Raw genomic sequence first — 13,098 nt, forward strand, 5'->3', positions numbered from 1 at the left:
AACAAAAATGAAAAAATTTTCAATCGTGATCGCCGGAGGCGGCAGTACCTTTACCCCAGGAATCGTCTTGATGCTTTTAGAACACTTGGATCGTTTCCCGATTCGCCAAATCAAGTTTTACGACAATTTGGAAGAACGACAAGAAAAAGTGGCACAAGCTTGCGAGATTTTATTGAAAGAACGCGCACCCGAAATCAGCTTTTTAGCAACTACTGATCCCGAAACCGCGTTTCAGGATGTCGATTTTGTAATGGCGCATATCCGAGTTGGCTTGTATGCGATGCGCGAAAAGGATGAAAAAATCCCTTTGAAATATGGTGTGGTCGGCCAAGAAACTTGTGGTCCTGGCGGGATCGCTTATGGGATGCGTTCTATCGGCGGTGTATTGGAGTTAGTCGATTACATGGAAAAATATTCCCCTGATGCATGGATGTTGAATTATTCCAATCCTGCAGCGATCGTCGCAGAAGCGACTCGTAAATTGCGCCCTGATGCTAAGATCATTAATATTTGTGATATGCCAGTGGGAATCGAAGAACGGATGGCGCAAGCGATCGGTTTAGCTTCTCGCAAAGAATTGGTCGTTCGCTATTATGGCTTGAATCACTTTGGCTGGTGGACAGATATACGAGACAAAGCTGGCAATGACTTGCTGCCACAGATCCAAGCGCATGTAGCAAAATACGGCTATTCATTGCCAGAAGAAATCGAAGCGAGCCAACATGCTGATGCCAGCTGGATGCACACCTTTGCCAAAGCAAAAGAAGTGTACGAGGTTGATCCATCCACTTTGCCAAATACCTACTTGAAGTATTACTTTTTCCCTCAAGATGAAGTGGCGCACACCAACCCATCTTTTACACGGGCAAATGAAGTCATGGCTGGTCGCGAAAAACACGTCTTTGGTGAATGCCAACGCATCGTAGAAAACCAGACAGCGACTGACACCACGCTTGAAGTGGATGAACACGCCAGCTACATTGTTGACCTTGCACGAGCGATTGCTTATAACACGCAAGAACGGATGCTGTTGATCGTGCCTAACGAAGGAGCGATCGTCAACTTTGATGAACAGGCAATGGTGGAAGTGCCTTGTATCGTCGGCAGTAACGGGGCAGAACCAATCACACAAGGCAAGATCCCTCGCTTCCAAAAAGGATTGATGGAACAACAAGTCGCCGTAGAAAAATTAGTCGTGGAAGCTTGGGCAGAGGGTTCTTACCAGAAGCTGTGGCAAGCACTGATTCTTTCAAAAGTGGTCCCAAATGCCCGTGTAGCCAAAGAATTACTCGATGAATTGATCGAAGCAAATCAAGCCTTTTGGCCAGAATTACACTAGCCAGCGTTCTTCGCCTCCCCTCCTGGCTTTTCAGCTATACTTAATCAATAAGGAGGGGTTTTTGTGAAATTACAGTATTTGATTCAACAGCACCAAGCAGAGTTAAGTGAACTTGATCGTGGCATTCTGAACTATATTCTTTCCAACGGCGCCACCGTTCTATCTATGGGGATCGTCGAGCTATCCGAGCAGGTTCACGTCTCAAAGTCTTCTATTTTACGGTTGACGAAAAAACTTGGTTTTTCTGGCTATTCCGAGTTCAAATATTTTCTACGGCATCAGCAAGAACAGGCAACAACGATTTCGCAGCAAAAAACGATTTTTGAAAAGCAACAAGAGGATATTTTCGCCACCCTCAACTATGTAAAAACGGTAGACTTAGCTGCCCTCAACCGCTTGTTTGACCGCAGCAAAACCATCTACTGCTACCCAACTGGGTTTTCCCAAAAGAAAGCACTGGAGGAGTTTTCCAAAATGATGCTTTCTATGGAAAAACGAGTGATCGTATTGCCGAACAAAACGGAATTTGATATGGTCATGCCGATGATCACTGCCGAAGATTGTGTGATCATCGCCTCACTCAGCGGCGAAACAGAAAACGTCAAAGAGAATCTGACGACTTTTGCGATTCGTCAGATTCCCGTTTTGACATTGAGTGCGCCAGGAGATAATTATTTTGCTCGCCATTCAACGTTTCACCTGACCTATTATTGCGATTTTTTTCAAATCGGTCGCAAGAAAATCCCTAGCCAGTCTTTGATCGGACTGAGCTGCTTGATTGATTATTTGATCCGTTCCTACGGATTATTCACTTTACAGGAGGGCAACCATGACTAAACGAAAATGGGCGTTTCCATTGATTTTACTGAGTTATTGGCTTTTGATCGCCGGTGCTTACTATCTTTATCTTTCCTTGACTGCCTTCAACCATGGGATGACCTTTGCCCAGTACCTCAACTCGCAACCGTTAGCCGCTTTAGGGGTCTTGTTAAGTAGTCTCCTTTTGCTGCAAGGGGCTTGCCTGTACTTTATTCAACGGTTTTCCATGAGTAAAAAAGGCCTTTTGGGTCAGTATTTATTCCTGATCTTCTTTCAACAGTTACTGACAGCGAATGTCATCGGCGCAGGACTCGTCTTTTTTACAAGAAGAAGTCTTTCGAGTCAGGAGGAAAACGCAACCTGGGGCGAAAAGAGTTTTACCTATGGGGCATTAGCATTCATTCTTTTATTGAGTTTATTCTTTTTCCTCCTTGTTCGATCAGCGATTTAACTTCCCCAAAAAGAAAAGCAGTGCCGGTTGGCGCTGCTTTTTTGCTGTAGCTCATGTTAGTTTGGATCTGTTTTTGAAGCAAAAACCACTTTGATTCCAAAGTGATCGCTGACGATTGGAGTACGCGTTCCGTCAAAAACGACTTCATATTCCGTTGCTTGCAGGTCATTAGATGCAAAAACATAATCGATCCGCAATGCTTCTCGATTGTCTTGCCAACCATCAATGGCTTTAACGACAGAGGCTTCACCAATCGTTTCGGTAGCCGTTAAAAAGCTGTCTTGCAGCTGTAAGGAGCTGTCAAGGACCAGTTGATGACCAGAACTGGCGGCATCGTTGTTGAAATCTCCTAGAATCAATAAGGTATCTGCCCGTTCTGCTAAAAATGCTTCTGTCTGTTGCCACTCGTAGGCAAATTTACCGTCTTGCCACCAAGAAAAGTGACAGCTAACGACTTGTACGATCTGCCCATCGGCTTCAGTCACGCCGCTCAGGTTTTTGCGCGTGGTATGATCCCAGACATCCGTGGCTTGTGAAGCAAGATATTCTTTGGCAATGATGGGCTGTTTGGACAATAAGGCATTGCCTTCGTGGTAAATGTCATAGCCTACGTGACTGTAGGTCCATGACCAATAGTAGTCACAGTCTAACAGTTGCAGTTCTTCCACTAGGCGTAAAGCAAAATTGTCCTCCTTGATTTCCACCAGCGTATCTGTCGGGCAATAAAGCCCATCAGGAACGATGGTTTGAGCAGCGATCGTTTGGTTGACTTCTTGCAAGGCGATGATGTCATAGTTGCCTGTTGCAATCTCTTGTGCGATCATTTTGCATTTTTCTAGCTGATTTTCTTCTAACCAGCTATGGGTGTTCAATGTTAATACCTTCATGAATAAGGCTCCTTCTCTCGGTTTGCTTGTACGATTCCTTTTAAAAATAAAAGAGAGCGGGTCAACAAAAGAGTCGACCCGCTTGTCATTTTATTATAGTTTTACGATTCCAACAACTGCGGCTGCTTGTTGCTTGCCGATTTGGGTCAATTCAAAGGAATCGATTTGATCGCTGTTGGTCAACACTACAACGATGGTGGTGTCTTTGCCAGCAGCACTTACTGCAGCGAGATCCATCTCCGCTAACTTGTCACCGACCGCCACTGGTTGTCCTTCAGTGACAGCTACCGTAAAGGGTGCACCGTTTAAGTCAACGGTATCTAAGCCCATGTGAACCAATACTTCGATGCCTTCATCAGAAAGCAAGCCGATCGCATGTTTCGTTGGGAAGATGTTGGTGACTTTCCCGCTGATTGGTGCGACAACTGTCGTCTGCTCTGGACGCACGCCATAACCGTCACCCATCATTTTTTCCGCAAACACTTGGTCTTTGACAGAGGTGATCGGCATCACTTCTCCAGTGGCAACGGCAGCTAGTTCAGCTGTCACGCCTTGGCTTTGATGGGTAGTGGTTTCAGCTGGTGCTTGACTAGCAGTCGGTTCGGGAATCGTGACACCAGAATCTAAGATATCTTGAATGTCTGATTTTAAGACATCTGCTTTCGGTCCATAGACTGCTTGCACACCGTTGTCTTTTACGATCAAGCCTAAAGCCCCTGCGGCTTTCCACGCTTTTTCATCGCCGACCGCTTCCCGATTTTTCACAGAAACTCGTAAACGGGTCATACATGCATCAACGTCGGAGATATTTTCACGTCCCCCTAATAAATGAATGATTTTCACGACTTGCGAATCTGGGTTCAAGTTGCCATCCGCCGAAGCAGTTGCTGGCGCATCGCTGGCCCCTTCTGTTTCATAGTTGCCGTTTCTACCTGGTGTTGCAAAGTTGAATTTTTTGATCAAGAAGTTTGCCAAGAAATACATCCCGACACCAAAGACGATGGTCACTAACACAAAGTTGATCAAATCTTGTCCTAAGCCGGCATTGATCGCCATTGGGGTACGGGTCAACAACTCGATATTCCCAAAAGAATGGACCCGTAAGTTGACGATATCCGCCATCGCAAATGCCGCCCCTTGTACGACTGCATAAACGATGTAAAGCGGTACGGCAGCAAACATAAACATGAACTCCAACGGTTCTGTTACCCCTGTCAAGAAGACAGCGATGGCAGCTGATAAATACATAGAGGTATATTTGTGCCGTTTGTCCACATCGACATTGCGGTACATGGCATAAGACAAGCCCATCAAGATCCCAGATGAACCAATCATTTGTCCAACTTTAAAGCGGGCAGGAACAAAGTTTTCCAATAAAAATTGATATTGTGACGTATCGCCAGCATTGCGCATATTCACTAGATCTGTTGCCCAGGCAAGCCATAATGGGTCTTGTCCAAAGACTTGGGTGCCGGCTTGTGCCCCAGAAAGAATTGTGTAGGTTCCACCTAATTCGGTGTAATTGATCGGGATTGTCAACATATGATGCAGCCCGAATGGTAAGAGCAGCCGCTCCAAGGTTCCAAACAAGAACGGTGCTAAAACGGGCGCACTTTCTTGTGATTGCGCGATCCATAAACCGAAGTTGTTGATGCCGGCTTGAATGTAAGGCCAAACGATCGATAATACTAATGCGACGACTACTGAACGGGCAATCACCACGAAAGGGACGAAGCGTTTGCCGTTAAAGAAGGAAAGCGCATCCGGTAATTTGCGGAAATTATAGTATTTGTTGTAAGCTGTTGCCCCCACAAAACCGGCGATGATTCCGACAAAGACACCCATGTTCAAAGCAGGTGCTTCTAATACACTAGTAAAGAAACCGTCGATCATGATCTTTGTCCCAAACAACGTATGGGTAAAGGCGCCTTCTTCGGTTAACATCGCGCTCGTCACGCCAAAGATCGAACCAGTGATCCGGTTGATCAAAATAAAGGCGATCCCGGCAGCAAATGCCCCACCAGCTCGCTCTTTAGCCCAACTACCACCAATAGCTAATGCAAATAATAAATGCAGGTTACCAATAATTGCCCAACCAATGTTTTCAATGACGCCTCCTGTGGTGATCAAGAATGCCCAGTCGGCATTAATCATTGGGATCGTTTTCCCAATACTGATCATCAAACCAGCGGCTGGCATAACAGCGACAACCACCATTAGCGCTTTTCCGAATTTTTGCCAAAATTCGAAGCTCAATAATTTTTTCATCTTCCTTCTTCCTTCCCTGAATCGATTTACGCAATCGGTTTCTTAATAATTTCATTCTAACGGAGAAAAAAGATTTTGTAAACCCAGAAATATCAAAAGGGATTCTATTCGCTTTTTCACCTTTATATAACTGAATCTCTCTTTCTCGATGTTTCCTAATAGGAAATTCTTTAAACGCAACAACTTTCACTTGACGATGCAATCGTTTGCGCTTATGATAGAGATATCAAAAAGATTCTGGAGGGACTTTCATGAAAAAAATCCAACGATTGTTCGAGATCGATCCATGGAAAATCGCGACATCTACCTTAGATAAAGAAAATCGTCGACTGCAAGAGTCGCTAACAAGCATCGGGAATGGCTACATGGGAATGCGCGGCAACTTCGAAGAACAATACAGCGGCGACCATCACTTAGGTACTTATATCGCAGGTGTCTGGTACCCAGACAAAACCCGTGTTGGCTGGTGGAAAAACGGCTATCCTGAGTATTTTGGCAAAGTGATCAACGCGGTCAACTTTATTGCGATGGACCTATTTGTCAACGACCAGTTAGTCGACTTAGCAAAAATCAGCCCAAGTGATTTCCGTTTAGAACTAGACATGGAAACCGGAATTTTACGCCGCAACTTTACCGTCACTTTGGCAGGCGCCACCGTAAAATTCTCTTTTGAACGCTTCTTGAGCATCGTAAAACGTGAACTTGCCCTCATTAAGATGGACGCTGAGATCATTGAAGGCGACGCTGAGATCAAAGTCGTTTCTAAACTAGATAATAACGTCCATAACGAAGACAGCAACTACGACGAACGTTTCTGGGAAGAATTGGCTCATGGCCAAACCGAAACCTTCCATTACTTGACGACTCGGACCGTAGAAAATAATTTTGACATTGAACGCTTTACTGTCACTTCTGCTATGCGTCATAGCCAAACACCGATTGATTCCGTGAAAAGCGAACTTTGCGTCGCTGATACCTTTGCCTTTTCTGGGGCAGCCGGTGACACCTTCTCATTGATCAAAGAAGTCTTGATCGTTACGAGTCGTGATGTTCCCGCTCATGATCATCCAGCAAAAGTCACCGAATTAGGCACTTTATACAAAGCAGATTATGATGCGTTGCGTGCAGAACAAGTCGCTGCTTGGAAAGCCCGCTGGGATTTAGCCGATGTGATCATTGAAGGCGATGCTGCGGCGCAACAAGGGATTCGTTTCAACCTGTTCCAATTGTTTTCAACCTATTATGGCGAAGACGAGCGCTTGAACATCGGACCGAAAGGCTTTACTGGTGAAAAATATGGCGGTGCGACTTACTGGGATACCGAAGCCTATGCAGTCCCATTGTATTTGGCATTAGCAAAACCAGAAGTGACCCGCAACTTGTTGAAATACCGTCACAACCAATTGCCGCAAGCCCATATCAATGCGCAAAAACAAGGATTAGCAGGTGCCCTTTACCCAATGGTGACCTTCACTGGGATCGAATGCCACAATGAGTGGGAGATCACTTTCGAAGAAATCCACCGAAACGGTGCCATCGCTTATGCCATCTACAACTATACGAATTATACTGGCGATACAAGTTACCTGAAAAAAGAAGGATTAGAAGTGTTAAGCGCGATTTCACGTTTCTGGGCAGATCGTGTCCACTATTCAAAACGTCAGCAAAAATACATGATCCATGGCGTCACTGGACCAAACGAATACGAAAACAATATCAATAACAACTGGTACACCAATAAAATGGCTACTTGGGTCTTAGCTTATACCTTAGCCAGCTATGAAGCCTTCAAAGACGAAGCGACTGTCACGATCTCTGACGAAGAGCAAGCCAAATGGCAAGACATCATCGACAATATGTACTTCCCAGAAGACCAAGAGCTTGGAGTCTTCGTCCAGCATGATACCTTCTTAGACAAAGACTTGATGCCCGTTTCCGATCTTGATCCAAAACATTTGCCGTTGAACCAAAATTGGTCGTGGGATCATATCTTGCGCTCTTGCTTTATCAAGCAAGCCGATGTTTTGCAAGGGATCTACTTCTTCGGCGATCAATTCAGCAAAGAAGAAAAACAACGGAACTTTGATTTCTATGAGCCGATGACAGTGCATGAATCTTCCCTTTCTCCAAGTATCCATGCGATTTTAGCAGCGGAATTAGGCATGGAAGAAAAAGCGTTGGAAATGTATGAGCGGACTGCTCGTCTTGATTTGGACAATTACAACAATGATACCGATGATGGCTTGCACATCACTTCTATGACCGGCAGCTGGTTAGCGATCGTTCAAGGCTTTGCTCAAATGAAAACCGATCACGACCACTTAGGGTTTGCGCCATTCTTACCTAAAACGTGGAGCCGCTATGCCTTCCACATCAACTATCGTGGACGTCTGCTCTTTGTTTCCGTCAATGAGTCGACGGTGACTTTGAAAAAAATCAGCGGTGAGGCATTGCCAATCAAGGTGTATGGCAAAGACTATGTTTTAGAAGACGAAATCAGTACAGCGATTAGCTAAACAAGCCTTCTGAAAGAAGAAATGTCTGCATTTCTTCTTTCTTTTGATTGGCTCTACCCTTGTGCCGACACTTTGTGATACTATAAGCTAAAAAAGGAGGGAAATCAGTGAGCATTACGGTCAAAGATGTCGCCAAAAAGGCTGGCGTCGCTACATCCACGGTTTCTCGTGTCGTAAACGATCATCCCAGTATCTCTGAAGATACTAAGAAGAAAGTGCGCAAAGTAATGGCAGAAATGGGCTACGTCCCCAATCTTGCGGCTCGAAATCTCGGCAAACAGATATCTAGTGCCATCGGCGTGATCTTGCCGCCCCTTGATTCGAAAGAACGACTAGGAAACCCCTTTTATTTAGAAACGATCGAAGCCATCAATGAAGAGGCCCGCCATCATCAAATGACGGTTGCCGTTGCCTCCGCCCGTGACTTTGCTACATTACTAAAAAACGTGGAACGAATGCACCTGCAAAAACAAGTAGATGGCTTTATCTTGGTCTATTCCGATGAAAAAGACCCCATCATCGATTATCTGGTCGAAAAAGAAGTCCCCTTTACCTTGATTGGTCAACCATACAGCAATGAAGACAAAATCGTTTTTGTCGATAATGACAACCAGTTGTTAGGCAAGCAAGCAACCGAGCATCTGATCGCCCAAGGGCATACGAAGATTTTATTTGCTACTAATACGACCCATGAAAATCTGTATTTCGAGCGTTTCTTCGGCTACCAAAAAGCCATGATGCTGGCAAATCTCCCCTTTTATCCAGCATTGACCTTTGAAAAAGCGGAAGATTACGTCACGTTTGAAGAAACGATCAAAGAATCCCAAGCAACGGCCATCGTCGTGATCGATGATCTGTTCGCTGTGCGGATCATTCAATTAGCGACGATGTATGGCTACAAAGTCCCCGACGATTTATCCATCATCAGTTTCAACAATTCGATCTTTGCTACTTTGACACATCCGTATTTGACTAGTATCGATATCAACGTGTTGTCCTTAGGAAAAATCGCTACCGAACGGCTGATGGCGCAATTGAATCATGAAGATTCAAACGGCGTACAGCTGGTCGTACCACATAAGCTGATCAAACGAGAAACAGTCTTGAACCGCAACCAGTTGAACTGATCCGCTGTGTCTGGTCCACTTCCCCCACACGCAAAAGCACCCGCTGTCCCTAGGGATAGCGGGTGCTTTTCATATTTTTATTTATACTCTTTGCTTTCCAGGCGGAACAATGGACTCATTGGTGTATTTTCGTGAATGCGGCGAACGGCTTCCCCCATCAATTCAGCACAAGAAATGTAGTGCAGTTTTTCTGGATGGCGTTCTTCGCTGGTCCAACAAGAATCGGTGACACAAATCCTTTCAATCGCTGATTGATCCAAAATTTCTTTAGCTGGCGGCGAAAGTAAGGCGTGAGACACACAAGCATACACTTCGCTGGCACCAGCTTCCTTCAACAAGTCTGCCGCTTTTGCCAATGTATGGCCGGTATTTAAAATGTCATCAACTAAAATACATTTTTTCCCAACGACATCACCAATCACATAGCCGCCATCGGCTTCATCTTGATCGACGATCGCGATCGCTGTATCTAAGTATTCTGCCAAACTACGGGTCCGTTGGACACCGCTGTTTTTTGGTGAAACAACGACATAGTCGTCACCAGTCATTTTTTGTTCGCGATAATAATGGGCAAACAATGGGATCGTAAAGAGATTATCCACTGGGATGTCGAAAAATCCTTGAACTTGGACGGCATGCAGATCAAGCGTCAAGATCCGAGAAGCCCCTGCTTCCACCAGCATATTGGCAATCAATTTTGCAGTAATCGGCTCATGCGGGTTGGCGGTTCGGTCTTGCCGCGCATATGCGTAATAAGGCAAAACGACATTGATGGTCTTCGCACTAGCCCGTTTCATCGCATCGATCATGATCAGCAACTCTAAATAATGATCATTGACGGGTTCATTCGTCGATTGAATGATATAAATATGGTCGCCCCGCACACTTTCTTCAATATTGATGGCAATCTCTCCATCACTAAACTGTGTCACTTTTGACTTCCCTAGTTCTGTACCGAAAACTTTCGCAATGTTTTCTGCTAATGGTAAATTTCCATTTAAACTAAAAATTTTCAACGAACTATCTTTATAACTTTCGCCCATGATTGCCTCCAATGAATGTGGTTGTTTTCTTCTATTCTAGCACAAAGTGACTGTTTTTTTAACCGTCTCGTTCAAGGAAGTGTGACGGTACCGTTTACCCAACTGGCGGGAATTACTTTTTTGTAGTTGCCCCAGTTGTCATGAACTTTAAAATAGCGTTCTCCGCTGGCGGTTTCAGCGTAGGCGTAAGCCACGACCCAATGATTGCCATATGTGCTGCCTAAAGGCTTCAAAATACCGATGATCACCGGTTTGCCTTCGTCGATTCGTTTGCACGCTCGATGCCAACCGCCAACAACGGTCGCACGTCCGCGGTAAGGCAATTGGAATTGATCGAAAAACCGAGTCAAACCATGACTGACTTGCCAAGCGATCGTCGGCAACCCATGAGGCTGAATCAGCACACGCAGCATTTCCGTCACTACTGTCAGATCCCGCTGTTTTTTTCGGCGAAACGCTTTCGGGATGATCGTTTCATCGATGTAATCTTGATAGTAGGCCAAAAAGACGGCTGCCGCATAGGTGCCGCATAAATACCCTGAAGGAGTGACCCACTGCTTATACGGACGAAACCGCTCTTCGGCGATCCCTTTCCACTCTACTTGTTCCATCTCGTTCACCTGCCTTTTTTCTTATTATACCTTAGATTCTCCTCCTACTTGGATCAAAACCCTTTTTCGTCTAGAAAACTTTTCTTTGCGTCCTTACAGATTTTGTTTCATAATAGTAGAAAGCGAGAGGAGCGAAAGACATGACAACCTTGTTAAAAGATGATTTTTATGACTATGTAAATGGCGAGTGGCTGGAGACCGCTGTTATTCCAGCAGATAAACCCGCTACGGGTGGATTCCAAGATCTCGTTGACGGAATCGATTCCTTAATGATCGCAGAATTTGAAAATATGGCACACGATCCCCATGCTACGCCAAAAGGCCGCATGAAGGATGCTGTGGCTTTTTACCGCTTAGCCAGCGATTTTGCCCAACGAGAGGCAGCTGGCGCTACTGAAGCAAATGCACTATTAGCAAAAATCGAAGCGTTGCGTTCTTATGAGGAATTGAATCAGCAACTGGCAAGTTTCGTTTTAGATGGCATTGCCTTGCCTTTCCAACTGGATGTCGATGCAGACATGAAAAATGCGCAAATGAATACTTTGTCGGTCTATCCGCCTGCTACTATTTTGCCGGATAAAACCTATTACACAGAAAATCCCCAAGCAGGCGAAATGCTGCAAGTCTACTTTGAGATGGCCGTCAACGTTTTAGTTGCTTACGGAAAAGACCAAGCAGAAGCGGAATCGTTGGTAGAGCAAGCGATCGCATTTGATAAATTGATCGCCCCTCACGTCCGCAGTGCGGAAGAAAGTGCGGATTATAGTAAAAACTACAATCCTCGCTCCTTGGAGGAATTTGCAAAGCAAGCTAGCAAGATCGATTTTACACAACTCTTGACAGCCCTTTTACCAGGTACACCAGAAGAGCTGATCGTAACGGAACCCGCTTACTTTGAAGCCTTTGACATTATTGTTTCTGATAGCCATTTTGAACTCTTGAAAGGCTGGATGATCGTCAACCAAAGCTTGCGCTATACTAGCTATCTGAGTGAAGAATTGCGTCAGTTAGGCGGAACCTACAGTCGCTACTTATCAGGGATCGATGAAGCGGCTCCCCAACAAAAAGCGGCTTATTACTTAACGATGGGTCATTTTAGTCAAGTGATCGGTGATTATTATGGACGCAAGTACTTTGGGGAAATGGCGAAAAAAGACGTCAAACACATGGTGGAAACAATGATTGCTGTCTACCAAGATCGTTTGCGCAACAACACGTGGTTAAGTGAAGAAACCCGCCAAAAAGCGATCATCAAATTGAATCGTTTAGGCATCCATGTCGGGTACCCTGATCAAGTTCCTGCTATTTATGATCAATTGCATACCGATGAAGAGAAAAGTCTGCTGGCAAATGCCCTGCATTTCAATCGTTTGTTCCGAGAAGATGGCTTCAAAAAATGGCAGCAGCCCGTGGATCGCGAGGAATGGGAAATGTCCGCCGCTACCGTGAATGCCTACTATCACCCATTTAAGAACGTGATCGTTTTCCCAGCCGCAATCTTACAAGCGCCCTTTTATAGTTTGGAACAATCCACCAGCGCAAATTATGGGGGGATCGGCGCGGTCATTGCTCATGAGATCTCCCACGCCTTTGACAACAACGGGGCAAAATTTGATGAATATGGTAATTTAAACAATTGGTGGACAGAAGAAGATCTGGCCCACTTTGAACGCTTAGCTCAAGCGATGATCGACGAGTTTGATGGCCTGCCCTTTGCCGGCGGTACCGTCAACGGAACATTGACTGTTTCTGAAAACATCGCCGATGCAGGCGGACTAAGCTGTGCGCTAGAAGCAGCGCAAAAAGAAAGCGATGTTTCTTTAACAGACTTCTTCACCAATTGGGCGAAGATTTGGCGTACAAAAGCCAAAGAACAATACCAACAGCTCTTACTGGCGATCGATGTCCACGGACCAGCTAAACTACGGGCCAATATCCAAGTCCAAAATATCGATGAATTTTATACAACCTTTGATATCAAACCTGGTGACCCTATGTATCGTGCACCAGAAGATCGTGTGCAGATCTGGTAAACAA

Annotated in this window: 10 protein-coding genes; 6 read left to right on the plus strand and 4 right to left on the minus strand. The window is 45.2% G+C overall.

Going from position 1 to position 13,098, the window contains the following annotated elements:
• Positions 1-7: 7 nt before the first annotated feature.
• From IGK63_RS14025 to IGK63_RS14035, 3 genes are all read left to right on the plus strand, one after another.
• On the plus strand, positions 8-1,339 hold the full coding sequence (locus IGK63_RS14025) for a 6-phospho-alpha-glucosidase (protein ID WP_008379332.1): 1,332 nt from the start codon (positions 8-10) through the stop codon (positions 1,337-1,339).
• A gap of 63 nt (positions 1,340-1,402) precedes the next feature.
• Positions 1,403-2,176, plus strand: a complete 774-nt coding sequence (locus IGK63_RS14030; protein ID WP_016612954.1) for a MurR/RpiR family transcriptional regulator — start codon at positions 1,403-1,405, stop codon at positions 2,174-2,176.
• Positions 2,169-2,609, plus strand: coding sequence for a hypothetical protein (locus IGK63_RS14035; protein ID WP_005233546.1), 441 nt, complete (start codon positions 2,169-2,171; stop codon positions 2,607-2,609). The genes IGK63_RS14030 and IGK63_RS14035 overlap by 8 nt, the downstream gene beginning before the upstream one ends.
• A gap of 56 nt (positions 2,610-2,665) precedes the next feature.
• On the opposite strand, the gene IGK63_RS14040 is transcribed toward IGK63_RS14035, so the two are convergent.
• Both IGK63_RS14040 and IGK63_RS14045 read right to left on the minus strand, forming a co-directional pair.
• Positions 2,666-3,496, minus strand: a complete 831-nt coding sequence (locus tag IGK63_RS14040; protein ID WP_016612955.1) for an endonuclease/exonuclease/phosphatase family protein — start codon at positions 3,494-3,496, stop codon at positions 2,666-2,668.
• A 93-nt stretch (positions 3,497-3,589) separates the two neighbouring features.
• Positions 3,590-5,764: a PTS transporter subunit IIBC gene (locus IGK63_RS14045; protein ID WP_429972525.1), complete on the minus strand. Its 2,175-nt coding sequence runs from the start codon at positions 5,762-5,764 to the stop codon at positions 3,590-3,592.
• A gap of 251 nt (positions 5,765-6,015) precedes the next feature.
• On the opposite strand from IGK63_RS14045, the gene IGK63_RS14050 reads away from it, so the two are divergent.
• Both IGK63_RS14050 and IGK63_RS14055 read left to right on the plus strand, forming a co-directional pair.
• Entirely contained in the window at positions 6,016-8,280 is a 2,265-nt protein-coding gene (locus IGK63_RS14050) for a glycoside hydrolase family 65 protein (protein WP_016612959.1), read from the plus strand.
• Between the two features lie 107 nt (positions 8,281-8,387).
• Complete coding sequence (locus IGK63_RS14055) at positions 8,388-9,407, plus strand: LacI family DNA-binding transcriptional regulator (RefSeq protein WP_005227844.1); 1,020 nt, start codon at positions 8,388-8,390, stop codon at positions 9,405-9,407.
• 77 nt (positions 9,408-9,484) lie between these two features.
• On the opposite strand, the gene IGK63_RS14060 is transcribed toward IGK63_RS14055, so the two are convergent.
• Positions 9,485-10,450 carry a ribose-phosphate diphosphokinase gene (locus tag IGK63_RS14060; protein ID WP_005233536.1) on the minus strand — a complete coding sequence of 322 codons (966 nt, stop codon included), beginning with the start codon at positions 10,448-10,450 and terminating at the stop codon, positions 9,485-9,487.
• Between the two features lie 71 nt (positions 10,451-10,521).
• The gene (locus IGK63_RS14065) at positions 10,522-11,061 is read right to left on the minus strand and encodes a C39 family peptidase (protein WP_005233534.1); all 540 of its coding nucleotides are present in this window, start codon (positions 11,059-11,061) and stop codon (positions 10,522-10,524) included.
• 140 nt (positions 11,062-11,201) lie between these two features.
• On the opposite strand from IGK63_RS14065, the gene IGK63_RS14070 reads away from it, so the two are divergent.
• A complete protein-coding gene (locus tag IGK63_RS14070) occupies positions 11,202-13,094 on the plus strand; it encodes a M13 family metallopeptidase (protein WP_016612961.1) in 1,893 nt (630 codons plus the stop codon).
• The last annotated feature ends 4 nt before the right edge of the window (positions 13,095-13,098 follow it).

The organism is Enterococcus sp. AZ040, assembly GCF_050499185.1.
In the GTDB taxonomy this organism is placed as follows: domain Bacteria; phylum Bacillota; class Bacilli; order Lactobacillales; family Enterococcaceae; genus Enterococcus_D; species Enterococcus_D entomosocium.

What these genes read in the sequence shown, in the direction of transcription:
- IGK63_RS14025 (WP_008379332.1), top strand. Translation starts at nt 8, where the DNA reads ATGAAAAAATTTTCAATCGTGATCGCCGGAGGCGGCAGTACCTTTACC.
- IGK63_RS14035 (WP_005233546.1), top strand. Translation starts at nt 2,169, where the DNA reads ATGACTAAACGAAAATGGGCGTTTCCATTGATTTTACTGAGTTATTGG.
- IGK63_RS14040 (WP_016612955.1), bottom strand. Translation starts at nt 3,496, where the DNA reads ATGAAGGTATTAACATTGAACACCCATAGCTGGTTAGAAGAAAATCAG.
- IGK63_RS14045 (WP_429972525.1), bottom strand. Translation starts at nt 5,764, where the DNA reads ATGAAAAAATTATTGAGCTTCGAATTTTGGCAAAAATTCGGAAAAGCG.
- IGK63_RS14050 (WP_016612959.1), top strand. Translation starts at nt 6,016, where the DNA reads ATGAAAAAAATCCAACGATTGTTCGAGATCGATCCATGGAAAATCGCG.
- IGK63_RS14060 (WP_005233536.1), bottom strand. Translation starts at nt 10,450, where the DNA reads ATGGGCGAAAGTTATAAAGATAGTTCGTTGAAAATTTTTAGTTTAAAT.
- IGK63_RS14065 (WP_005233534.1), bottom strand. Translation starts at nt 11,061, where the DNA reads ATGGAACAAGTAGAGTGGAAAGGGATCGCCGAAGAGCGGTTTCGTCCG.
- IGK63_RS14070 (WP_016612961.1), top strand. Translation starts at nt 11,202, where the DNA reads ATGACAACCTTGTTAAAAGATGATTTTTATGACTATGTAAATGGCGAG.